The organism is Paenibacillus chitinolyticus NBRC 15660 (genome assembly GCF_000739915.1).
GTDB lineage: Bacteria > Bacillota > Bacilli > Paenibacillales > NBRC-103111 > Paenibacillus_F > Paenibacillus_F chitinolyticus.
The window spans coordinates 80145-101820 of sequence record NZ_BBJT01000001.1; the positions used below are offsets into that span (position 1 = coordinate 80145).

At 52.5% G+C, this 21676-nt stretch carries 24 protein-coding genes; 15 read left to right on the forward strand and 9 right to left on the reverse strand.

Annotated elements, in window-relative coordinates; translation table 11 throughout:
• Positions 1–351: 351 nt before the first annotated feature.
• Complete coding sequence (locus PCH01S_RS00320) at positions 352–1425, forward strand: bifunctional 3-deoxy-7-phosphoheptulonate synthase/chorismate mutase (RefSeq protein WP_042225740.1); 1074 nt, start codon at positions 352–354, stop codon at positions 1423–1425.
• 91 nt (positions 1426–1516) lie between these two features.
• Here PCH01S_RS00320 and PCH01S_RS30750 read toward each other — a convergent pair whose 3' ends face one another.
• A complete protein-coding gene (locus PCH01S_RS30750) occupies positions 1517–1690 on the reverse strand; it encodes a hypothetical protein (protein ID WP_164977131.1) in 174 nt (57 codons plus the stop codon).
• A 96-nt stretch (positions 1691–1786) separates the two neighbouring features.
• Positions 1787–2761: a copper amine oxidase N-terminal domain-containing protein gene (locus PCH01S_RS29125; protein ID WP_053228600.1), complete on the reverse strand. Its 975-nt coding sequence runs from the start codon at positions 2759–2761 to the stop codon at positions 1787–1789.
• A gap of 431 nt (positions 2762–3192) precedes the next feature.
• Between PCH01S_RS29125 and PCH01S_RS00330 the strand changes: the two genes are divergently transcribed.
• From PCH01S_RS00330 to PCH01S_RS00340, 3 genes are all read left to right on the forward strand, one after another.
• A complete protein-coding gene (locus tag PCH01S_RS00330; protein WP_042225742.1) occupies positions 3193–4617 on the forward strand; it encodes an RtcB family protein in 1425 nt (474 codons plus the stop codon).
• 5 nt (positions 4618–4622) lie between these two features.
• Positions 4623–5177 (forward strand): RNA 2'-phosphotransferase, encoded by a 555-nt coding sequence (locus PCH01S_RS00335; RefSeq protein ID WP_042225744.1) that lies wholly within the window; start codon positions 4623–4625, stop codon positions 5175–5177.
• 100 nt (positions 5178–5277) lie between these two features.
• Entirely contained in the window at positions 5278–6471 is a 1194-nt protein-coding gene (locus PCH01S_RS00340) for an MFS transporter (protein WP_042225746.1), read from the forward strand.
• A 202-nt stretch (positions 6472–6673) separates the two neighbouring features.
• Here the strand turns inward: PCH01S_RS00340 and PCH01S_RS00345 are convergent, their stop codons facing one another.
• Positions 6674–7066 carry a retropepsin-like aspartic protease gene (locus PCH01S_RS00345; protein WP_042225747.1) on the reverse strand — a complete coding sequence of 131 codons (393 nt, stop codon included), beginning with the start codon at positions 7064–7066 and terminating at the stop codon, positions 6674–6676.
• A complete protein-coding gene (locus tag PCH01S_RS00350) occupies positions 7067–7309 on the reverse strand; it encodes a hypothetical protein (protein ID WP_042225748.1) in 243 nt (80 codons plus the stop codon).
• A gap of 310 nt (positions 7310–7619) precedes the next feature.
• On the opposite strand from PCH01S_RS00350, the gene PCH01S_RS00355 reads away from it, so the two are divergent.
• The 8 genes from PCH01S_RS00355 to PCH01S_RS00385 all read left to right on the forward strand — a co-directional run bounded on the left by PCH01S_RS00355 (position 7620) and on the right by PCH01S_RS00385 (position 15035).
• Entirely contained in the window at positions 7620–9254 is a 1635-nt protein-coding gene (locus tag PCH01S_RS00355) for an ABC transporter substrate-binding protein (protein ID WP_042225750.1), read from the forward strand.
• A 168-nt stretch (positions 9255–9422) separates the two neighbouring features.
• Entirely contained in the window at positions 9423–9887 is a 465-nt protein-coding gene (locus tag PCH01S_RS31135) for an alpha/beta hydrolase (RefSeq protein WP_241688664.1), read from the forward strand.
• Between the two features lie 63 nt (positions 9888–9950).
• Positions 9951–10223, forward strand: a complete 273-nt coding sequence (locus PCH01S_RS31140; protein WP_241688665.1) for a hypothetical protein — start codon at positions 9951–9953, stop codon at positions 10221–10223.
• A 6-nt stretch (positions 10224–10229) separates the two neighbouring features.
• Entirely contained in the window at positions 10230–11210 is a 981-nt protein-coding gene (locus tag PCH01S_RS00365; RefSeq protein WP_042225752.1) for an ABC transporter substrate-binding protein, read from the forward strand.
• A gap of 28 nt (positions 11211–11238) precedes the next feature.
• Positions 11239–12246: a FecCD family ABC transporter permease gene (locus tag PCH01S_RS00370; RefSeq protein ID WP_042225754.1), complete on the forward strand. Its 1008-nt coding sequence runs from the start codon at positions 11239–11241 to the stop codon at positions 12244–12246.
• Positions 12239–13261, forward strand: a complete 1023-nt coding sequence (locus PCH01S_RS00375; RefSeq protein WP_042225756.1) for a FecCD family ABC transporter permease — start codon at positions 12239–12241, stop codon at positions 13259–13261. The genes PCH01S_RS00370 and PCH01S_RS00375 overlap by 8 nt, the downstream gene beginning before the upstream one ends.
• A gap of 15 nt (positions 13262–13276) precedes the next feature.
• The gene (locus PCH01S_RS00380; RefSeq protein WP_042225757.1) at positions 13277–14131 is read left to right on the forward strand and encodes an ABC transporter ATP-binding protein; all 855 of its coding nucleotides are present in this window, start codon (positions 13277–13279) and stop codon (positions 14129–14131) included.
• Between the two features lies 1 nt (position 14132).
• Entirely contained in the window at positions 14133–15035 is a 903-nt protein-coding gene (locus tag PCH01S_RS00385) for an alpha/beta hydrolase (RefSeq protein ID WP_042225759.1), read from the forward strand.
• 198 nt (positions 15036–15233) lie between these two features.
• Here PCH01S_RS00385 and greA read toward each other — a convergent pair whose 3' ends face one another.
• Positions 15234–15707 (reverse strand): transcription elongation factor GreA, encoded by a 474-nt coding sequence (gene greA, locus PCH01S_RS00390; RefSeq protein WP_042225761.1) that lies wholly within the window; start codon positions 15705–15707, stop codon positions 15234–15236.
• Between the two features lie 408 nt (positions 15708–16115).
• Between greA and PCH01S_RS00395 the strand changes: the two genes are divergently transcribed.
• Positions 16116–17225, forward strand: coding sequence for a quinone-dependent dihydroorotate dehydrogenase (locus PCH01S_RS00395; protein WP_042225763.1), 1110 nt, complete (start codon positions 16116–16118; stop codon positions 17223–17225).
• A gap of 48 nt (positions 17226–17273) precedes the next feature.
• Here PCH01S_RS00395 and PCH01S_RS00400 read toward each other — a convergent pair whose 3' ends face one another.
• The 3 genes from PCH01S_RS00400 to PCH01S_RS00405 form a co-directional block, all read right to left on the reverse strand.
• A complete protein-coding gene (locus PCH01S_RS00400) occupies positions 17274–17747 on the reverse strand; it encodes a L,D-transpeptidase family protein (RefSeq protein ID WP_009673902.1) in 474 nt (157 codons plus the stop codon).
• Between the two features lie 206 nt (positions 17748–17953).
• Positions 17954–18208 carry a helix-turn-helix domain-containing protein gene (locus PCH01S_RS30090; protein WP_129112497.1) on the reverse strand — a complete coding sequence of 85 codons (255 nt, stop codon included), beginning with the start codon at positions 18206–18208 and terminating at the stop codon, positions 17954–17956.
• Positions 18145–18507: a sigma-70 RNA polymerase sigma factor region 4 domain-containing protein gene (locus PCH01S_RS00405; protein ID WP_042225764.1), complete on the reverse strand. Its 363-nt coding sequence runs from the start codon at positions 18505–18507 to the stop codon at positions 18145–18147. Before PCH01S_RS00405 ends, PCH01S_RS30090 begins: the two co-directional genes overlap by 64 nt.
• 165 nt (positions 18508–18672) lie before the next feature.
• On the opposite strand from PCH01S_RS00405, the gene PCH01S_RS00410 reads away from it, so the two are divergent.
• The gene (locus tag PCH01S_RS00410; protein WP_042225766.1) at positions 18673–18891 is read left to right on the forward strand and encodes a hypothetical protein; all 219 of its coding nucleotides are present in this window, start codon (positions 18673–18675) and stop codon (positions 18889–18891) included.
• A gap of 190 nt (positions 18892–19081) precedes the next feature.
• Positions 19082–19474 (forward strand): DUF3888 domain-containing protein, encoded by a 393-nt coding sequence (locus PCH01S_RS00415; RefSeq protein ID WP_042225767.1) that lies wholly within the window; start codon positions 19082–19084, stop codon positions 19472–19474.
• Between the two features lie 218 nt (positions 19475–19692).
• Here the strand turns inward: PCH01S_RS00415 and PCH01S_RS00420 are convergent, their stop codons facing one another.
• Entirely contained in the window at positions 19693–21507 is a 1815-nt protein-coding gene (locus tag PCH01S_RS00420) for an ABC transporter substrate-binding protein (RefSeq protein WP_042225769.1), read from the reverse strand.
• Between the last annotated feature and the right edge of the window lie 169 nt (positions 21508–21676).

Sequence of the window (21676 nt, forward strand, 5' to 3'; positions counted from 1 at the left end):
CTTGCTTTTATTTTTCCCATTGGAGTAGAATGAGTAAAATTACTTGTTGAACAGGCTGAGAAGGAGAGAGTAAGCGGATTGACATTTATGACAGGAACGGGCCGCCACCGACTGAGAGCGTCCGAGAAAATGTCCCCGCCGAAGTTCACTCCGGAGCCGGTGCCTGATGGAACAGCCGTAAGCGGCTTTCTCTAGGGTTGCCCGTATTCCCTTCGTTACAGGGCCGAAAGTGAGAGGACCGAGCTTTTTTATGCAGCCCGTTCTCTCGAATAAGGGTGGTACCACGACTTCTCGTCCCTTGCGGAGGAGAAGTCTTTTTTTATTTTCTGGACATAAAAAGGAGAGATTACGATGGCACAAGGAAATTTAGATACACTGCGTGAACGGCTGGATACGATTAACGGCCAATTGCTGGAGCTGCTTTCGGAGCGGGCTGAAATCGTTCAGGAGATCGGTCTGGAGAAAGAACGCCAAGGAGTTCCAAAATTCGATCCCGTCCGCGAAAAGAAAATGCTCGATGAACTGGTGGCGCTCAATAAAGGCCCCTTCAGCCACGAGACGGTCCGGCATCTGTTCAAGCAGATTTTCAAGGCGTCGCTTAACTTGCAGGAGGAAGGCCAGAAGAAACATCTGCTCGTAAGCCGTAAAAACAAGAGAGAGGACACGATCGTCACGCTGGGTGACGGAATTTCGATCGGAAACGGCAAGCCCGTCATGATCGCCGGTCCTTGCTCCGTCGAAAGCTACGAACAGGTCCGTCAAGTCGCGGCCGTTCTGAAAGAAGCCGGTGTAACGGTCATGCGCGGAGGGGCGTTCAAGCCCCGCACATCTCCATACGATTTCCAGGGACTTGGCATCGAAGGGCTGAAAATTCTTAAAGAAGTGGCCTCCGAATTCGGTCTCAAAACGATCAGTGAAATCGTCGACCCGGCGCATATCGAAATCGCCTGCGATTACATTGATGTGATTCAGATCGGCGCGCGCAATATGCAGAACTTTGAGCTGCTTAAAGCGGCCGGCGACGTGCGCGTTCCCGTCCTGTTGAAGCGGGGGTTAGCGGCCACGCTCGATGAGTTCCTGAACGCCGCGGAGTACATCGTATCCCGGGGCAACACGCAAGTGATGCTGATCGAGAGGGGGATCCGCACCTACGAGAAGGCGACGCGCAACACGCTCGACATTTCGGCCGTGCCGATCCTCAAGCAGGAGAGCCATCTCCCGGTGCTTGTCGACGTCACCCACTCCACGGGACGCAAAGATATTTTGGCGCCCTGTGCGAAAGCGGCGCTTGCCGCAGGCGCGGACGGCGTGATGGTCGAAGTTCACCCGGACCCGGCAACCGCTCTTTCAGACGCAGCGCAGCAGCTTAATTTTGAGGAATTCGCGCAATTCTACAAAACGGTAACGGAGTCCGGCCTGTTTTAAGGAGCCCGGGCCCGCCTAGCGGAGCAATTATAAAAAGAACCGGCCGAGCACTTTCTTTCTTCGGAAAGAAGGGCCGGCCGGTTCTTATTTTTTAAACGAGACGGTAATCGTCTATTTTCTCGCCGTCTTCCCAAATTTCCAGGAACAGCGCGTCGCAATCTTCGAAATCTTCCGGTTTAAGCGCCATGGCCTTCTCTTCGTCCGGCGTCACGCACACATTCTCCGTACTCTCACCGTTAAACGAAAGAACCGCATAAATCTTCATCGTGTATTCTCCTTCTTATATATAGCTTAGCGTTAGCGTCCTCCTGCCATTATAAATTTCTTGATCGTTTTAAGCAAAACAATGAGGAGCGCTTCGTTATTTGGGACGCGAGTAGATCAGGCCCATTTTATATTCCGGCTCTGTCAGCGTGCCCTCATTGGTAAAGAGCAAAGATGCTTTGTAGGTATCTGCCTCGAATTGGTTGAAAATCGTTAAGTTTTCCGATCCCATGGCCATTTCGATCATCCCTCTGCGGTCCTTTCCGTAGATTTGTTTATAAAAGGATTCCGCAAGATCATCCGACCATATCAAGTAGTCTTCGTCGTCTTGCCGGTAAAAGGCGGACAGTGTCCCGGAGATTTCCCCGTACATATCGTAGATCTCGTCATAGGTAGAAGACAACACGGGAAGATAAGCGACTTCCGTTAGTCCGGAGGAGTTAAATTTGAAAGCCAATTGGCTGTCGTTTTCCTCTACAAACCGATTGTGATAGAGCACGAAATCGTAACCGCCTTTGTCGCCGTTGTATTGGATATACGGTTTTTGATTCAGTGTAGCCTGGACCTCGGCCGGGCTCATTCCCCAAGTCCAATTGAAATAAGGATCACTCACCGTAGCGCTGTTGCCTGATCCGCGTTCCGGGCCGCTGCGGATAACGATTTGGCGTGCGGATTCGTTCCAATTTACTTGATTGCCTGTAGCTTCGCCGATAAATCTCAACGGGACGACTATGTTGCCGTCCACATTTGCCGGAGCTACCTCCAAAACCTTGGTTTCACCATTGACGGCCGCATTTTTGTTGTTTATTTGCAAGACGATGGACAGTCCGTCTTTTCGGCCCGTAACGGTGTTGGTTTTGGAGTCCCACTCTACGGTTAGGCCCAGTTCTTCAAAAATAGGACGAAATTGGACGAGAGTCACCCCCGATTCAATCGCGGGTTCGACGTCGAAATGCACCCGCTCGTTTTGTATGAAAACTTTTACGGGTTCTTGGGCAAATACGCTGCCGGGCATTGCGACAGAGGCTGCAAGCAGAGTGACTAGAAGTGCGGATTTTACTTTCCTGTTCAAAATAAGTGTCCCCTTTTCCTATGTGAAAATCTTTCGTAATCGTCTCATAGTTAGATAGGACTTTCAACCTATATTTTGGAAATGAACTAGATTAATATTCGATTTTATTAACGTATTAATAAATGCCGAAACCATTATAATCATTTTTTCCCAGTGATACGGATTGACAATTTGCCGCAGTAGACCGTATGATGGGTACAATTATTCGAAAGGAGGCCGGGAACAATGACAGTTACCATTTCGCACACTCAATCGAACAGAGAAGTCCATTTCACCGGTCTCGACGGGATCATGTGAAAGTTGGTCAGGCGCGTGCTTTAACGCTTGCGAACCTGAATAACAGTGCTGCAGACAGCCATGGACGCGAGGTCCATGGTTTTTTTGCATTTATTTTTCAATCAAGTTTTTCAATCAAGAAAGGAAGTCTATCTATGAAAGAAAACTATTACCGTCAGGTTAAACTGCCCTCGGGGACCGTACACGTGTACGCCGGACCGTCCTTATATGAGGCGCTGGACTATAAAGTATTCGAAATGGCGAACAACAATTTGCAAATTCCGAACGGGGTTTATATGAGTTATACACCGGACGTTCACGTCGGAGTCGGCACCTGCATCGGCACTACGGCCGTCTGGAACAGCGAGGACGGGTATGTATCCCCCTCCATCGTGGGGAGCGATATCGGCTGCGGCATGAGGGTTCATCTGACAAATCTGCACAAGCACGAATTGAAGGATTTGAAGCTGCGGAAGAAGCTGGTGCGCACGATTGAGAAGTACTTGCCGGTCGATGCCCATACCCGCGGACATTTTTCCGATATTCGTTTGGAGACGGTGGTGAAAAAAGGGCTTCACGGCCTTCCGAAAAAGTACATCCCCGACGGTTATACGCCGCGTAAAGCCAAATCGCTTACTCACGTGGAATCGAGCCGCTTCGGTTTTGACGAGAATTCGCTGAACCGGCTGCCGGAAAACGTCTGGCACCGTTCTCACCGCCAGCTCGGAACGCTGGGGGGAGGCAATCATTTCGCCGAAATCCAGTCGGTGGAAATCGCGGAAGAAAACCGGGCGACGGCGGAAGCATGGGGATTGTTTGACGGTCAGGTGATCGTCATGATCCATTCCGGATCGCGTGCGTGGGGCGGATCGGTCAGCCAGCTGTGTGGCAGCGACATCAAACGAATGATGCGGGCCGAAGGCATGGGGACAGCCGATCCCAATCTGCTGTTCGCCTCCTTGGATCATCCTTTGGCCGTACAGTATACGGATCTGATGTATTCGGCGCTGAACTATGCGGTCGTAAACCGTCATCTTATCGCATATGCGGTTCGCGAAGCGGGTAAAGACGTGTTCGGTTCCAAATTCGAATTGGCCACCCTCTACGATCTGATGCATAACTACGCTTGGGAGGAAGATACGGAAGATGAGGGCCGCCGGGTATTCGTCCACCGCAAGGGGGCTACGCGCGCGCTTCCCGCAAATCATCCGGATAATCCCGAGCCTTACGCCTCGACGGGCCACCCCGCGTTAATTCCGGGCTCGATGGGAACTTCTTCTTATATTATGGTGGGTGCGGACGGAGGAAAAGCCAATTATCATTCCATCTGCCACGGAGCGGGGCGCATCCGGTCCAGAAGCGCTACGAAAAGGCTCGTAACCGTAGATGAATTTTCCGCCAGTATGCGAGTGGGTATGGAGGACGAGGTCGTCGTGAACCAGCGTTCCCTCGAAACGATTCTCGACGAATCGCCGCAGGCCTATAAAGATGTGGATCAAATTATAGAAAGCGTCGTCGGCGCGGGCCTCGCGTCCGTCGTTGCCAAGTGCAAGCCGATGGCGGTCATAAAAGGAGTTTGAGAAAGATGCCGGCTTCAAAAAAAGATACGCGCTTAAGCAAGCTGATGAGCAAAATGTTACGGCATACTCCCGGAGATTTCGGGCTTATCCTCGATAAGGAAGGATTCTGCCGGCTGAAAGACTTTTTGGCCGTTTTGAATCGTGTGTCCGGTTTCAAAGATGTTCGTCCCGAAGACATTCAAAGAGTAGTCCGCGAATGTGAAAAACAGCGGTTCGAGATTGTGGAAGACTCTATCCGGGCCAGATACGGGCACAGTCATGAACGTATTACGTACGAGGCGGCTGAACCGCCTTCTGTCCTTTATCACGGAACGAACCGGAAGGCCGTTCCTCTGATTATGACCGACGGGCTCCTGCCCATGTCCCGCCAATATGTGCACCTGTCCGAAGGGCTGCATTTCGCTTCTTTAGCGGGAAAGAGGAGAGGAGAACTCGTCATTCTCGAGGTGGATACAGCCTTGGCCGCACAGAAAGGCGTCCGGTTCTATTACGCCGGGAACGAAGTGTGGCTGGCGGACCGGATTCCGGCGGTATGCTGCCAGCCGATTGCTGATCAATAATCGTTATCAGTCGGGCCTGCAAGGGTGGAGTTTACTCGATAAGCGTGCTAACATAAATCATTGTCTTATCGAATAGCGGAAAGGGGATCAACCGGACATCATGAATCATGCACAACTTGCGGGTAAAACGGAATCGGCCAAGGACCGGTTCCCGCTCGCGCTCATTTCCTTAACATGCGGCGCCTTTGCTATCGGAATGACTGAATTTGTCATTATGGGGCTGCTGCCCAATGTGGCAGGGGATCTAAATGTCTCCATCCCGCATGCGGGTCAACTGATTACGGGCTATGCGCTCGGAGTAGCGGTCGGGGCCCCGCTGCTGGCGGTCGCTACGCACCGCCTGCCGCAGAAAATGCTGCTCTGCCTGCTGATGGTGCTGTTCATCCTCGGCAACACGGTAGCGGCCATCGCCCCGAATTACGGCCTGCTGATGGGGGCGAGGCTGTTGACCGCGCTGGCGCACGGCACTTTCTTCGGCGTCGGCTCGGTTATCGCCGCCAATCTGGTGAAGCCGCACCGCAGGGCTGCGGCTGTCTCCATTATGATGGCGGGCCTCACAATCGCCAATATCATCGGCGTTCCGTTCGGCACGTTTATCGGCCAGAATCTGGGCTGGCGGGCATCGTTCGGGGCAGTGGCCGTGATGGGCGTTATTTCGCTCATCGGAATCCTGGCCCTGATTCCGGTCATTCCCCGGGAAGAATCATCCAGCCTGGTCCGGCAGATCCGGGCGCTGGCGCAGCCGAGACTGCTGCTTGTTCTTCTTACGGGAGCTATTGGCTGCAGCAGTCTGTTCACCGTGTTCACTTATATCGCTCCGCTCTTGGAGCAGGTGACCGGTTATGCGGAGCACAGTGTGACGTGGATTCTCGTCTTATTCGGCTTCGGCGTTACTTTCGGCAATATTCTGGGCGGAAAGCTGGCGGACTGGAAGCTGATGCCGGTGATGATCGGCAGTTTCGCCGTACTGGCGCTTATTTTGGCGGTCTTTGCCTACACGGTTTATTTGCCCGCTGCGGCTGTGGTGACGATTTTCATTTGGGGCGTCGCCGCTTTCAGTGTGCTGCCCGGTCTTCAGGTCAAGATTATGACACTGGCCAAAGACGCCCCCGCCCTTGCTTCAACGTCCAATCATTCGGCCTTGAATCTCGGCAATGCCGGAGGGGCTTTTCTCGGAGGAATGGTCATTAACCAAGCCGGGTTATCGACGCTTCCTTGGGCCGGAGCGGTTTTGTCGCTGATCGGCATATTGCTTGCACTCTGGGTATTCGCATTGGATAGAAAAGCTGCCTAATCTCACCAGGCGAGACTAGCCTGTAGTAAAGTAAAGCAGGCTTTGAGACCGTCCGTCATGGAGTTCTCTCACGTGCGACGGGATGCCCACGCATACGACACATATTGAGAGTGTTTGTTCCTTGATATATAAGGGTTTTGAGTAGGCGTATAGTGTAGTTGGGGACGAAATGGGGACGCGAATTCGCGTCCCCATTTTAATGCTATTTGGAGGTTGCCGGATACAATTGCATTTGATGAAGATCGATGATCATGTTTCCGGTCTTAAGGATATCTAGTCCAATGAGTCCGTTAATGTAATTAATATCTTCATGAAAAACACCACAATCGATAGGGAAGTCTTCGATGATGAAATTGCCTAATTGAATTTGATCAACGCGTTTTTGAAAAGAATATTCGTCCCCACCGATCCCGAAGCTCCGCAAAAGTTTATCACCATTTTCGAACTTAATGCCTATTTCGGAAACAACGTCAGAGGATAAGAGTGAATGCGCCGCGCCAGTATCAATCACTAAGTTATCGATTATTAAGGATTGCCCTTCGTAACAAATTGTCATGGACGTTTGAAGTAAACCATCAATCAAATCGATCTGCATTTACCGGCTCCTGTAGAGAGGTTTTTTTCTGAGTTCTATGGATATTTTTTCTTGTCCGGTATGATAGACGATGTTGTTGTTTTTGCACTTTAACAGTTCCTTAGTTGCTTCGTCAGGGTCTTGGATCGCTCGAACCAAAGCAACTTCATCAACGAATTGAATGTTATCTTCAGTATGAGAATCAAGAATTTCAAGCAGGACATATTGATCAGGGTAAATGCTCCGAACCTCTTGCCATTGCATAATAAACACCTCACGAATGGTATTTCATAATCACATTATATCATATTTTTTTGAGTGAAAAGTTGAGAGTGAGTGTTACTTTTGTTTTTGCTTACTTATCAGGAGGGATTCAAACTTATCGACATGTGCGGTCTTTTTTCATTGGGATAATGTAATGTTCAGTCGCAAAGAAACCCCGTTCTCAAAGAACGGAACATCTGCTATAATTAAATGATATTGAGAATCATTATCACAAAATTACATCTCGGTATATTAAACCCGCCAGACGCGGGAACAGAACGACATTCCAACAGAATGGGAGGAGAAACGGTTGAGCGACTCTGTAACCGACAACGCAAAAATACGTCCGGGTTTATCGGCAGCCGTTGCGGACGCTTCCTATAAAATACGTCAAGTTGAAACAATCAAGGCCGGGGACGGCTGGGAAATGGATTACCGGCTCATTGATCAGCATGTGCTGATCGTCGTTACGGCCGGCGAAGGTGCTTTGAAACGGGACGGCAGTCTTAGCCGCCTGGAAGCAGAGAACATACATGTCTGCTTGCCCGGCGAAGTAATCGGAATGAAGACGGAGGCAGGCGGTCTGGAGCTGACATGGGTCGGATTCGACCTTTTTTATGAGGACGGGACGGGTGAAGGATGCCGGAAGGGAACGTGGAACGAGCCGCAGGTGCTGCCCGTGCATTCTCTTTCGCATTTTTCCGTGCTGAGCGAGGCGCTTTCTACCTACTGGCACAGTGCCGATCCTTTCGACCGGCTGAGAGCCCAGGCGGCATTTCTTGAACTGATCCATTCGATTTCCGCCCATATGCGGGATGAATCTCCCTTGGATGCCCGAAGCGCGTTGGAACGCACCCGGCACTATATTGAAAATCACTACCAGACCAACATCACGATTGACGAGCTCGCACGAATGGCCGAAGTATCTCCGAAATACTATGGGGATTTGTTTAAAAAAACGTACGGCCTCAGCGTAATCGACTATTTGACCGAGCAGCGGGTTAACCGCGCCAAGCAGTTGATGGCGTTATCCCAATCCCGCCTGAAGGACATCGCTCACGTAGTGGGATATCAGGATGAATTTTACTTCAGCCGCAAGTTCAAACAGGAAGTGGGCGTCTCGCCCACGGTTTATATGAAGAACCGGCGCAAAAAAATCGCGGTCCATCATTCGCATCTGATCGGCCAATTGTTGGCCATTCATCATCTTCCGTATGCGGCGCCCCTTCATCCCAAATGGACCGGCCACTATTACGAGAACTATCGTTCCGATATTCCCGTTCATCTCAGCGCCTACCGGTACAGCGAAGACTGGGAGCATAACATCGAGAAGCTGCGGGAAACGAAGCCGGACCTTATCCTTTCGATGGATACCCTTAATCCGGGAGAAAAAGAGCGCCTGGAGCAGGCGGGAAAAGTGCTGTATATTCCCGATCGCCGGGCGGATTGGCGGGAGCAGCTGCTGCTTATCGCCGCTCATCTGGACCGGTCGGACGAAGCCGAGACATGGCTCGGTAAATACGACCGCCGCGTGGAGTCGCTCCGCGGCAGACTGCGTAAGCGGATGGGAGAAGAAACATTTTTGCTGATCAGCTTACATAAGCAGGAGATTCGGGTATGCGGAACCCGCAGCATGGGAGACGTGTTTTTTCACGAGCTGGGTATGAAGCCGGCCTTTGACTATAGCCGGGACCAAATCAATGTGCCGATTTTACCGGAGCAGCTGGCGGAGCTGGACGCGGACCATATCCTCGTCAACGTCTGCCAGGAAACGGAGACGCTCCGGCGTTGGCAAGATCTGCAGGCGACGGCTCTTTGGCGGGATCTCCACGCGGTGCGGCAGAACCGGGTTTACGAAATCCCCTCCGATCCTTGGCGGGAATATTCGGCTTCCGGGCACGAGCGTATTCTGGGTGAAGTGGAAAAGCTCTTTTTGCGGAAATAGTCCAGTTTGAATTCCGGGTATTGTCCATGTCCCGGCAAAGAAACGTGGGTTATAATTTCAATTGAGAATTGTTATCAATACAAATATCCAAAAAAGAACCTCCCTCTTTTTTTTGTTATTAAGTGATAATGATTCTCAGTTTTACAAAGAGAACGTCGGGGGAATGGCATGGAAAGCAGTAGAGAAAGAGGAAGTTTGGAGCAGCAAGTCTTTCAAGGCAGGACGCTTACCGTTTATACACCGCCGTCCTACGGCTTGGCGGACAAGCGTTACCCGGTCGTATATGTCAACGATCCGTCCGATTATATGGATAATGTCACCAACCTGGCGGTTGTCCGTATGGAAGAGCTTTTCCGGGAGAGGAAGCTGCCGGAACTGATTCTCGTCGGTTTGGAGCCGGATGAGAGGCTGGATGAATATACGCCTTGGCCTGCGAAGGCTCTGGTGGAATCCGTCAAAGATTTCGGCGGATTCGGCAAAAAATACCTGGATCTCATCGTTCATGAGCTCAAGCCTTATATCGACGGCCGGTACGAGACGTTGGCGGGACCTGCCGGCACGGCGATGATCGGCGCTTCGCTCGGCGGTCTGATCTCGATGTTTGCGGCGTTCGAGCATCCTGCGGTTTTCTGAAGAATCGGCAGCATCTCGGGGTCCTTCTGGTATGAAGGCATCACCGAGCATATGCGGGGGCATATGATTGCCGACGAAGGCCAAAGGTTTTACATGTATGTGGGGGATCAGGAAGGCGTCGGGAAGAAGACGATTCAGAGTGCCATGATGGCCAGAACCCGGCAGGCTTACGCGCTGCTTGCGGATTCCGGTTTTAACGGCGCCAAGCTGCGCCTCGTTATCGGCGAAGGCGGTCATCACCTCGTTCCCGTGTTCGTGGAACAGTTTCCCGAAGCATTGAAATGGATTTTCGGTATGGATACAAACACATTTTTTCCGGATACGGAGAGGGGTTAGAGAAAAATGAAAAAAACATGGGTGGCGGCCGGTCTGGTTGCCGTAACACTATTATCTTCCGCATGCGGAGCGCAAAAAGAGGCGGCCAAGACAGGCGGCGCGGAAGCGACGAAAAGCCCGGCGGCTACAGCTGCGGGTACGAATGAAACGCGCAAAATTACATATCTCGGCAAGGAATATACCGTGCCGTCCAAAGCGGAACGCATCGTAGTGGCCGGCTCCTTCGAATCGATGGAAGACGCACTCGTGCTCGGCGTGAAACCGATCGGCGCGAATTCGGTCGGCGGCAAGTTCCCCGAGATGTTCAAAAGCATTACGGACAAGGCGGAATCCGTGGGCGAGAAAACACAGCCGAATCTGGAGACGATTCTGAAACTGAAACCGGACGTCATTCTCGGTTCCACCAAATTTCCGCCTGAAATGATGGAAAAGATGAACAAGGTTAAAGTCACGCTCCCGATCTCCCACGTTTCGACCGATTGGGAAGCGAATCTGAACGTGCTGGCGGAACTGACCGGTCAACAGGATAAGGCTAAAGAAGCGATCGAGAAATACAAAAAAGAAGCCGCTGCCGCGAAAGAAAAACTCGGCACTTCACTGAAAGATAAAAAAGTGCTGGCGATTCGGGTGCGTGCGGGCAGCATCGCCATTTATCCGGCCGGCGTGTTCTTCAATCCGTCGCTGTACACCGATCTGGGGCTCGCCGTTCCGAACGAAGTAAAAGAGGCCAAGGCGCAGCAGTTGATCTCGCTGGAGAAATTGTCCGAAATCAATCCGGACTATATGTTCGTCCAATTTTCGGAAGACGAGAATAAAGAGCAGCCGAAAGCGCTGGAAGACCTGGAGAAGAATCCGATCTGGCAAAGTATCAACGCTGTGAAAAACAAAAAAATGTTCGTCAACGTCGTAGATCCGCTGGCGCAGGGAGGAACGTCGTACAGTAAGATCAAGTTCCTTGAGGCCGCTCTTCCGAAGCTTACCAACTAAATTTCAAACACAAAGCGAGTAATCCGATATGAAAAGAAGTCTGGCAAAGCCTCAATGGATTTTATGGGTTTCACCGGTGATCATCGTATTCACCATTGTGCTTTCCGTTCTGTACGGGGCCAAACAAATTCATCTGCAAACGGTCATGGACGCCCTGTTCCATTTCGATCCGGGTAATGTCGATCATCAGATCATCCGGACCTCCCGTTTGCCGAGAGTAGTGGGGGCGCTTCTAATCGGAGCGTTCCTTGCCATATCGGGCGCACTCATGCAGGGGATGACAAGGAATTACCTTGCATCCCCTTCCATCATGGGGGTGACCGACGGCTCGGCGTTTGTCATTACGCTTTGCATGATCTTTCTGCCCAATTCGTCTTCATTGGATATGATCTTCTATTCCTTGATCGGCTCCGCGCTCGGGGTCGGCATCGTATTCGGGCTTGCCTCGTTGCTTCCGAACGGATTGACGCCTGTGCGGATGGCGATCGTCGGCACCGTCATCGGCACGTTTCTCAGCAGCGTTTCGGCGGCTCTTTCCATGTATTTTCAGAAGTCGCAGAACATAAGCTTCTGGTACAACGCGAGACTTCATCAACTGGAACCCAAGCTGATTCTGCTGTGCATTCCATTTGCGATCGTCGGTCTTATCGCCGCCTTCCGGATTGCGAAATCGATCACGATTCTCTCGCTGGGAGAAGAAGTCGCCATCAATCTGGGGCAGAGAACGCTGCTGGTCAAGATCGTCGCGATGGGCGCGGTCGTTATTCTGACGGGGATCTCGGTAGCTCTGGCCGGCAAAATCGGATTTGTGGGGCTGATTATTCCCCATATTACCCGCTTCCTGATCGGCATCGACTACAAGTGGGTGATTCCGTGCGCGGGTGTGCTGGGCGGCATTTTCCTGGCTTTGGCGGATGTGCTCAGCCGCTTCCTGAATTATCCGTACGAAATGCCGATCGGTGTCGTAACCGCTATTATCGGCGTGCCGTTTTTCCTGTATCTGGCGAGGACGAGAGGCGGGGAAAAGCATGCCTAAACAATCGTTCAGCCGCTATATGCTGGTCCTTCTTACGGGCATAGGCCTTATCGTGATCGCCGCTTATACAAGCTTGACCAACGGTTCATTCGATATCATGATCGGGGACGTGGTGAATACGCTCCTCCGGATCGATCCGAGTCCCGAGAACGATCTCGTCATTCTAGAATTCCGGCTGCCGCGAATTGTGATCGCGGGACTGGTCGGCATGGGACTCGCCATTGCGGGAACCGTGATTCAGGGAATTACCCGCAACGGGCTGGCGGACCCGGGCATTCTCGGCATCAACGCCGGTGCCGGGGCGGCCATCGTTATCTTCATGTTCTTCTTCCAGGGCAAGCTGCACGGTACGGGCTGGTGGGGCATTATGACGATGCCTCTGTTCGGACTGGTCGGCGGCCTCGCGTCCGCCATTCTTATCTACCTCTTTTCCTGGAAAAACGGACGGATCGATTCCCAGCGCCTGATTTTGACGGGAATCGCAATCGGAGCCGGATTCAGCGCGCTGGCTTTGTTCCTGACGCTCAAGATGGATGCCAAAGATTTCGAAATGGCCGCCGTCTGGACGTCGGGCAGCATTTACAACGCCAACTGGAAATATGTCGTTTCCATTTTGCCGTGGCTGATTATTCTGATCCCGCTTATACGCAGGAGCGCGTACACCCTGGATCTTTTCCAGCTCGAAGAGAGCAGCGTGAAAAGTCTGGGGGTAAACGTGGAAAGGCAGAAGGGGATTCTTCTGCTGGGCAGTATCGGGCTTGTCAGCGCGTGCGTTTCCGTGTCCGGGGGGATCGGCTTTATCGGGCTGATGTCGCCGCATATCGCCAAACGTCTGGTCGGCGTTCATCATAACCGCGTTCTGCCGGTCAGTGCGGTTATCGGAATGCTGCTCGTGATCGGATCGGATTTTATCGCCAAAACGGTATTTATGCCGGTCGAGCTGCCTGTAGGCGTCATGATCTCGATCATAGGCGTTCCGTATTTTATTTACCTGCTGTTTAAGGCCAAAGCATAGAGGGAGTGTTCGTCCTTGAGTATCATACGTGTGGAGAATCTGGAAACGTGTTATGAAAAGAACAGCGTATTCCGTGATCTCAATTTTGAGGTGAGGGAAGGGGAGGTCACCACCATCATCGGGCCGAACGGCTGCGGTAAATCGACGCTGCTTAAAACGATCGGACGCATTCTGAAGCAGAAGAACGGGAACGTTTTTTTCCGCGGACAGAATTTGAATACGATCCCGACGCGGAAGATTGCCCAGCATATCGCCCTCCTGCCGCAGAATCCAGTCGCCCCACCGGAGCTTAAAGTGGAGGAACTCGTTTCGTACGGACGCTATCCGCACCGCAAAAACCTGAACAGGCTGTCTCCCCAGGACAAGGAAGTGATCGAGTGGGCGCTCACGGTCACGAATGTGGCCCCCTTCCGGGATCGGGAGATCGGAAGCTTGTCGGGCGGACAGAGGCAGAAAGTATGGCTGGCGATGGCTTTCGCCCAAGATACGGAAGTGCTGCTGCTCGACGAGCCGACGACCTTCCTGGACATGGCCCACCAGTTGGAAGTTCTCCAGATCGTGGAGAAAATGAATATGGAGCGGAAGCAGACGATCGTAATGGTGCTTCACGACATCAACCATGCGGCCCGGTTTTCTCATCGGATCGTCGCTATGAAGAGCGGGCAAATTATCGCCACGGGGCATCCCCATGAAATCATCACCAGGGAAGTGCTGAATCAGGTATTCCATATCGATGCCCGGATTATGCTGGACCCCGAGAACGGGGCGCCCGTCTGCTACGGGTATGAAAGCTATTTGCGCAACAAGGCGGCTTCGGCCGCAGGCAGCACGGAACCGCAAAAAGAAGCGGTAGGCGAAGGAGTGAGATAGATTGAGTACAATCAACCGAGAGTATGCAGAACCCGGGGGGGCGGCTGCCGGAGTCCTGGAGCGTGTGACGATGCCGCGGTCCGAGCAGCGTACGATGCGGTCGCGCGCGGAAAACCGGGAGTACCGGATTTTCATCGCCGTCCCCGAAGGGGAAGCGCCCCCATCCGGATTTCCCGTGGTGTACGTGCTGGACGCCAACTCCGTCTTCGGCACGATGGTGGAAGCGGTCCGCGTCCAGTCCCGGGCACCGGAGAGAACCGGCGTTATTCCCGCTATCGTAGTCGGAATCGGCTATCCGACGGACGGACCGTTTCATCCCGCGCGGCATTACGATTTCACGCGTGAAATTCGTCTGGAGGATCTGCCCTTCAAGCTGAGGGCTGGGGAGCGGCCCGAGCATGGGGGAGCCGAAGCCTTCATGGCGTTCATCGAAGACGAGCTGAAGCCCCGGATCGAAGAGACGTACCCTGTCGACCGCAGGAGGCAGACGATCTTCGGCCATTCGCTGGGCGGACTTTTTGTGCTGCATATGCTGTACGCTAAGCCGGAAGCGTTCCAATGCTATGTAGCCGGCAGCCCCTCCATCCACTGGAACAAGCAAGTGCTGCTCGAAGAAGAGCGGGCTTTCGCATCCAAGCTGTCAGCCTCGGCTGGAGAGTCGACGGGTGAGACTGCGGATATAAAGCTGTTCCTCGCCATCGGGGAACTGGAAAAGTCGCATCATACCGGCGGCGGAGAGAATGCGGCCGAGCTTTGCGAGCGGCTTTCGGCGTTAAGCGAATACGGCATGGTGACCGAGTTTAAGGAGTTCGAGGGAGAGGGGCACGTCTCCGTGCTGCCGCCGCTGATCAGCCGCGCCGTCCGGTTCGCGCTTCGTCCCGAACCTGCTGACCGGCAAGTGTAGCGGATTTTGCGTGACCGTCCACCGCAGCGGTCCGGCGCCGTCCGCTTCATCGAAATCCGGCACGATTCATGTCAGGCAACGTCCGAAGCAATCGCAATGGCTGCATTCGGACTGAGACGGAACATAATGAAAAGGGGCTTCCCGCCAAGTCATTTGAGATGACTCGGCGGGAAGCCCCTTTTTGCCGGCAATGGGCGATTATTTCGCTCTGATTTCGAGAAGTTCGTATTTGATGACTCCGACCGGAGCATCCACGCTGATAATACTGCCGACCGATTTCCCCATCAGGGAGACTCCCAGCGGGCTTTCGTAAGAAATTTTGTTGTCGGCTACGTCCGCTTCGGCCGGGCCGACGATCCGGTACTCCACTTTTTCGGAAAATTCGATATCGTTCAGCACGACAATAGAGCCTACTTTAACGGTAGACGTATCGGTATTGTCGGAAACACGGGCTTTCTTCAGCATCCGCTCAATCGTGATAATCCGCGTTTCCATAAAGGCCTGATCGTCTTTTGCGGAGTGGTATTCGCTGTTTTCTTTTAAATCCCCGTAGCTGATCGCGGTTTTGAGGCGCTCTGCCAGCTCTTTGCGCTTCACGGTTTTGAGCTCTTCCAGCTCCTGCTCCAGCTGAGCCAGTCCTTCGGGGGTTAAAATCACTTGTTCTTCTGCCATGTAAACATCTCCTAAGGGTACCCAAACTTTTGATAACAGGTGTTTCTTGCATTGTACACTATATAAAGCAATCATGCGAACCTCAAGCCGAAAAAAGTAATCTTCTTTTTATTTTGGTAAAAATTTCATAAATTCTATTGAAAATGAAAAAGGCGGCATGGTACTTTAAATATAGTAAAAAATGTAAAAATAATCGTATTCGTTTCAATACGGTGTCAACATCTATACCGCAACGGGCATCTGGGATATTGTGGCTTACGTGCGGACAGAGGGGAGCAGGGAAGATCTTCTCGAGAGGATCGGAACTTACCTGCGGCTGCGCGGCACCGCCTGAACATACTATGGGAAGCCCTCTTGCATGGTCAAGTCCGGCTTCCCGGGTTTTGTCTGAAAAGGGGAGGAAGTCAGTTGATTTATGAAGCCTTGGTGAAGCCAATGCTCTTTAGAATGGAACCTGAGGAAGCACACGATTTCGTCCTGCGGAATTTGCAGAGAATCCAGCGGCAGCCCGGGCTTCTGTATCTGATCGAGAAGCTGTACGGAGTCAGGGAGGAGCCCGGTCTGGCCAGCGAACTGCTGGGAATCCGCTTTCCCAGTCCTATCGGCCTTGCTGCGGGTCTGGACAAAGACGCCCGGGCCGTGCCCGCGCTTTCTTCGATGGGATTCGGGTTTATGGAGGTGGGCAGCGTCACGCCCATCGGTCAAGCGGGCAACGACCGTCCGCGTCTGTTCCGCCTGCCCGACGATGAAGCCCTCATTAACCGGATGGGGTTTAACAACGGGGGCATTCACGCTATGAAAGAGAGGCTGGAGAGCTGTAACGCTCTTAAAATCCCTTTGGGAATCAACATCGGCAAAAACAAACGGACGCCCAATGAGAAAGCGCATGAAGACTATACGAGGTGTCTCCGTTCCTTGTATCCATACGCGGATTTTTTTATCATCAATCTGAGTTCGCCCAACACGCCTAGCCTCCGGAAGCTTCAGTACGGGAGCGAGCTCGATGAACTGCTGATCCGCATTGTGGCGGAAACCGAGCGGCTGAATGCCCGTCACCGGGGAGACAAGCCCGTTTTTGTCAAAATAGCGCCGGATATGGACGGCGGCGAGCTCGAAAACATGATCGGCAAAATCATGAGGCACGGAATACCGGGCGTCATAGCGGCCAATACGACCGTGACGCGGGGCGGGCTCACTCATCCCCACAGGGAGGAAACCGGAGGGCTCAGCGGAAAACCGCTGCACTTGAAATCGACGGAAATCATCCGCAGTATTTATAAACAGAGCGGCGGCACGCTGAAAATCATCGGATCGGGCGGCATCTTCACGGCCCGGGATGTGTACGATAAAATCCGTGCGGGTGCCTCGCTCGTTGAAATTTACACGTCCTTTATTTATAAAGGACCGAGGATCAACCGGCAGTGCAGCAGCGAGCTGCTCGATTTATTGAAGCAGGACGGGTTTGCCAGCCTGTCCGAAGCGGTCGGGGCGGATCATGCGGCCGGCAGCGGCGCATGACGGGAACAAGGCAAAAAGGCGGGGAATGCTCCCCGCCTTTTTTTGCCGTCAGATGTTGTTGACCGTCAGTTTGCCGCTGCCGCCGACGGATTTGATTTTGTTGATCAGCGCATTCTGGTTGCTGTTGGAAAGACGGATACAGCCGTAAGTCGGTCTGAGCGGGTACCACGAAGCGGACGAGTCCGTGGAAGCATCGCCGCCGTGGATCATAAACCCGGACCGGCCGTTATTCTCGGCGATAAGCGCATTGCCGCTCGTCGGATCAAGATTGACCCGGCTGTACGGGCCGTACGAGGACGTAGGCGTCCCGGCGCCGATGACGGAAGCGGCATACTCGCCGGTAGGCGTATCGGCATTCGTCATCTTCCAGTTGGCGTGATTATTGTTGTTGGCGGGATCGTTCGATCCGCGTCCCAGCGCTTCGACCGGACCGAAGACAAGCGCTCCGCTTCCGTCGTACATTTTCAAGGTTCCTTTGTTGTCGCGGTTGGCAGAGAAATTAGCAATAATATGGTAACTCATACGATCAGCCTCCAAATAGAATGTAGACGAGAACCCGATGGAGCCGCAGCGGGAAGGAAGGACTCCTCCTCCGTTTTCCGCCGCCTCGTTTTCCCTCTCATCTATGTAGGTAAAAGGGGGGCCGTTTTAACAACCGGAACTAAAAAAATCTCCTTCGGAAAGGAGATTTTTCTGAAACTTAGCCGCTCGCCGGGGTGACGCTTTCGTCAGGTCTTGTCCGAGTCTGCGCCGCAAGAAGGAGGAACGTCATCGCTTTGTTTGACCAACGCGATAAAGTCCGTCACGATGCTTTGGACGGCATCTTCGCGCGACATCCGGATGTAACGGCTGATTTTCAGAATATCGTCTTCGAAAACTTGCAGCAGCCGGAGCATGGCTTCGGGATCTCCGTCCTTGCTTAGCCTGACGAGATGGAGGAATTCTTCGTCTGAGATAGGAAGCGGAGCATTTTCCTTTTCCATTTATTCACCGCCTGTTGGGTCATATTGAGGTCCTTGGCGACCTGCGCTTCCGTCTTATCCTGAATGAAAAGCTCGTGGAGGACGATTCGGCCCGCCCGGGAAGGGAGAGATTGGATCAAGGCGAGCATGTCCAGCCTGCTGTCGGAGCTTTCGGTAAAGCTCCCGGCCGTAAACGAGTAGGCGTTGTCCGAAACCGCATATTCGCGGTTGCTGATGACGCGGGCTTTATATTGGATACGCCAGCCGATCCGGTACACTTCCTTTCTGTATTTCTCCACCAAAGTAGACTGCCGAGACATAAAAAATCACCCCTTCGTCTTTATCTAATAGGGTAATTCCAGCCGGTTTTTTACAACCGAATTTAGAACATATGTTCTTGTTTTTCTCTCTTTATTATACCTTATTTGTTGTAAAAAAGACACGTTTTTTACCTATAAAATGAGACCGAAAGGAGGGAGAAAAGGATGGATCCGAATATCGAGAATCTGGTTTCCCTGGCGACCAATGTCGGCTTTCCGGTTACGCTCTGCTTCGTTTTGCTCCGTTACGTTCTGCAGACGATGGGCGAAAAGCTGGATAAGCTGGACAGCTCGCTGAACAAATTGTGCGGGCTGATTAAAGAAATCGATGCCCGGGCCGACCGGGGACGCGGCAAAGAGGACAAGAACGGCACCCAGCCGTAAAAAAAGATGAGCCCGCAGGGACTCACCCGAATGCCGAAAACCCCCTGTCCCGTGAGACAGTGGGTTTCTTTTTGAGGTGCAAAGCACTTAATTGACAAATCTTTTGACACTGAAACTGACATGTTGACACATGGATTTATATCCTTGTTTGATTGAGGAAAGAATACCTCTATAAAAGGAGGTTATTATCTTGAGGCTAACATTATTGGCAAATTTGGCAAATGTCGTACTTGCCGCTTCTCTGTTTGTATCTGCGCCAATACATACAGGTGCATCTGAACCAGCTCACCGTCTAAACAATCAACCACAATCTTCGTGTGAGGTGCTTCGGGACGCATTCGTGTGGTCTTTATTCAAACCGATTGGAATCGTTCTTCGACAATATAATGATGAGCGTCAATTCATGGTCGATGATGTCGTTGAGGTTAAACGTTTGAAGCAAGGTCAATATTATTGGGAAACGACCTTGAAAGTAACGACCTTCGAAGGACCGCATAACCCTCCTTACCATAAATATATCATTACCTTCACTAACTTGTTTTCGAATGAAGTAAAAGTGAAGAAAGTCCTGAGAACGGATTAAACAATAACTAAACTGCCCGTTTGCTTAATTCAATACGGAGCGTTAACAGAGCCTAGTTAAAAAGGAAGCCGAAATTTGAACTAATCGTTGTTTTTGAATAGAAAAAGATGTGCCAATTGGCATGTCAAATGGAATGGCATTTCAACCTTTTGCACCTCAAAAAGAAACCCCCTGTCCGGCGATACAGCGGGTTTCTTTTTTTGTTCCAATGTTGGCCCTTATACCGGCCAGACAGCTTTCTGCGAGGAAGGAGATTGAATCCACACCCTTGAGATGTCGATAAGCCCGAACGAATCCATCTGCTTGCCTTGCAAAGAGTCATGCAAATGGACTTTTTTGATCACATGGCAGCCGAAGAGCAGCCAGTCGTTGTCTTTCAAGGTTCGCTCGGCTTCCCGGAGCAGCTTCATCCTGGATGGTTCGGGAAATCCGGCGAAACCGTCCAGGATTCGGTCCAGCAGGCCGAGCTGCTCCTCGGTGAGCAAGTGATGGAGGTAGTTGGAACGGTTCTTGTAGTAGCTGATCAAGCCCCACTCCAGGTCGTCTTCCAGCACTTCTTCCGCCGCAAGCAGGTCCGCTTCGGCGGCTACCCGGCTGCGCTCGAAATGTTTCATCGGCTGCAGGATGAGCGGGAGCCCGGCCCGCGCGCAGCGGCCCAGGAGCCAGCGGGCTTCTTCCTCTTCCTCTTTTTTGCTCATAAAAAAGAGCTTGAGTGGCTCGCCCCGGTAGCCGGACTTCCGAAGCAACCGGACGGCTTCTTGGAGTGGCGCAGCCTCGAAGGAGGCTCCCTCGCTCTCGCTTTGGAGGAAACTGTCCGCCGGAGCGATCCGGTTGCCCTTCAGTTCCGCCACCATCGCGACCCGGTCGAAAATGATCCTCATCGCTTTGCGGAAATCGGCGTTATGATGGATGCCGGGCTTGCGGAAATTGAACAGCAGGTAGCGGGACCCGGCTACCGGATTGATTAAATTGACCTTGAGCTCAGTCTGCCCGGATTCCGTGCCGATGGCGGTGACGGAGTCTTTCTCGTTCCCGCTGATCTGATAGCGCCGCTCGTTGGACGTATCTTCCGGCAGCAGCAGCAGCTCCACACGGTCCAGAAGAGGACGGTGCCCGTAGTAAGCGTCGAAAGCATTCAGCACAAGCAGCCGTTCAGTTTGTTCGGCAATCCGGAACGGTCCCGTCCCCGTCAGCCTATGAGAGGCGGGATCGAGATCGGCGGGTAGAATCGAAAACTGAACGGAGCTCAGGATATGGGGAAAAAAAAGGCTGCTGCGGCACAGCTTAAAGGTCAGCGTATACTCGCCGTCCGTTTCGATTTCGCCGATATCTTCGCACAGCCATGCCGAATGGGGCAGCCGTTTCAGCCTCCGCACGGTGAACAGCACGTCCTGAACCGTCAGGCTGCGGCCGTGATGAAAGCGGACTCCCTTGCGCAGGAAAAAGGTCCAGCGTGTGCAGTCGTCGCTGCTCTGCCAGGCATGGGCCAGGCCGGGAACGAACCGGCCTTCGGCGGGTTCGTACGCGATCAGTCGGCTGCATACTTGGCTGATCAGATAGGACTCGAACGTGGTGAAAATATAAGCGGGATCGTGGGTCTCCAACCGCTTGTTATGCGTAACCCTGAGCACATCGAGAAGAACTCCGCCGCTTTCCTCGACCTGAAAGCCGAGGTGCGAATCCAGCATCGTTCTCAGCCGGTGTTTCAGAGAAACAGGCAACGCGTCCATCGACAGTAGGTCGATCGCTTCTTTCAGCTTGCCTTTGTTCATCAGCTCACGGAATAGGGGAAATACAGCGTCTTCCGGTTCTTTCAGCAGCGTCAGGCGGGAAGAGTTGCCGCGTCCCCTCCCGGGCTGCCAGCGTATGTACTGCTCGTCCTCCAGCTTTCTGAGGATGAATTTCACATTGCGGGAAGAACAGCACAGCAGGTCTGCCAGCCGCTCGATGGTAACGGGAAACGACCCGTCTTCGGACTTTTCCGATCCGGCCAGCAGCGGATAGAAGCGCAGAAAATGCTCGGTTATGTTCATGGCGGACTCCTTTTATACAAAGGTGAAAAACGTCATAGATTCTCATTCCATACTTTCTCCTTTTGCACTTCATTATACAGGATTACTCAGCTCGGTTGGTTCGGAAATCGGGTTTTGGATCGGTAGAAGTTTAAAGCCGGGAGGGAAAACGTCATCTTCTCAGCAAAAC

Excerpts from the sequence above, each read along its gene's own strand:
- PCH01S_RS00320 (WP_042225740.1), top strand. The coding sequence starts at position 352 with ATGGCACAAGGAAATTTAGATACACTGCGTGAACGGCTGGATACGATT.
- PCH01S_RS30750 (WP_164977131.1), bottom strand. The coding sequence starts at position 1,690 with ATGAAGATTTATGCGGTTCTTTCGTTTAACGGTGAGAGTACGGAGAAT.
- PCH01S_RS00330 (WP_042225742.1), top strand. The coding sequence starts at position 3,193 with ATGAAAGAAAACTATTACCGTCAGGTTAAACTGCCCTCGGGGACCGTA.
- PCH01S_RS00335 (WP_042225744.1), top strand. The coding sequence starts at position 4,623 with ATGCCGGCTTCAAAAAAAGATACGCGCTTAAGCAAGCTGATGAGCAAA.
- PCH01S_RS00340 (WP_042225746.1), top strand. The coding sequence starts at position 5,278 with ATGAATCATGCACAACTTGCGGGTAAAACGGAATCGGCCAAGGACCGG.
- PCH01S_RS00345 (WP_042225747.1), bottom strand. The coding sequence starts at position 7,066 with ATGCAGATCGATTTGATTGATGGTTTACTTCAAACGTCCATGACAATT.
- PCH01S_RS00350 (WP_042225748.1), bottom strand. The coding sequence starts at position 7,309 with ATGCAATGGCAAGAGGTTCGGAGCATTTACCCTGATCAATATGTCCTG.
- PCH01S_RS31135 (WP_241688664.1), top strand. The coding sequence starts at position 9,423 with ATGGAAAGCAGTAGAGAAAGAGGAAGTTTGGAGCAGCAAGTCTTTCAA.
- PCH01S_RS31140 (WP_241688665.1), top strand. The coding sequence starts at position 9,951 with ATGATTGCCGACGAAGGCCAAAGGTTTTACATGTATGTGGGGGATCAG.
- PCH01S_RS00365 (WP_042225752.1), top strand. The coding sequence starts at position 10,230 with ATGAAAAAAACATGGGTGGCGGCCGGTCTGGTTGCCGTAACACTATTA.
- PCH01S_RS00370 (WP_042225754.1), top strand. The coding sequence starts at position 11,239 with ATGAAAAGAAGTCTGGCAAAGCCTCAATGGATTTTATGGGTTTCACCG.
- PCH01S_RS00375 (WP_042225756.1), top strand. The coding sequence starts at position 12,239 with ATGCCTAAACAATCGTTCAGCCGCTATATGCTGGTCCTTCTTACGGGC.
- greA (WP_042225761.1), bottom strand. The coding sequence starts at position 15,707 with ATGGCAGAAGAACAAGTGATTTTAACCCCCGAAGGACTGGCTCAGCTG.
- PCH01S_RS00400 (WP_009673902.1), bottom strand. The coding sequence starts at position 17,747 with ATGAGTTACCATATTATTGCTAATTTCTCTGCCAACCGCGACAACAAA.
- PCH01S_RS30090 (WP_129112497.1), bottom strand. The coding sequence starts at position 18,208 with ATGGAAAAGGAAAATGCTCCGCTTCCTATCTCAGACGAAGAATTCCTC.
- PCH01S_RS00405 (WP_042225764.1), bottom strand. The coding sequence starts at position 18,507 with ATGTCTCGGCAGTCTACTTTGGTGGAGAAATACAGAAAGGAAGTGTAC.
- PCH01S_RS00410 (WP_042225766.1), top strand. The coding sequence starts at position 18,673 with ATGGATCCGAATATCGAGAATCTGGTTTCCCTGGCGACCAATGTCGGC.
- PCH01S_RS00420 (WP_042225769.1), bottom strand. The coding sequence starts at position 21,507 with ATGAACATAACCGAGCATTTTCTGCGCTTCTATCCGCTGCTGGCCGGA.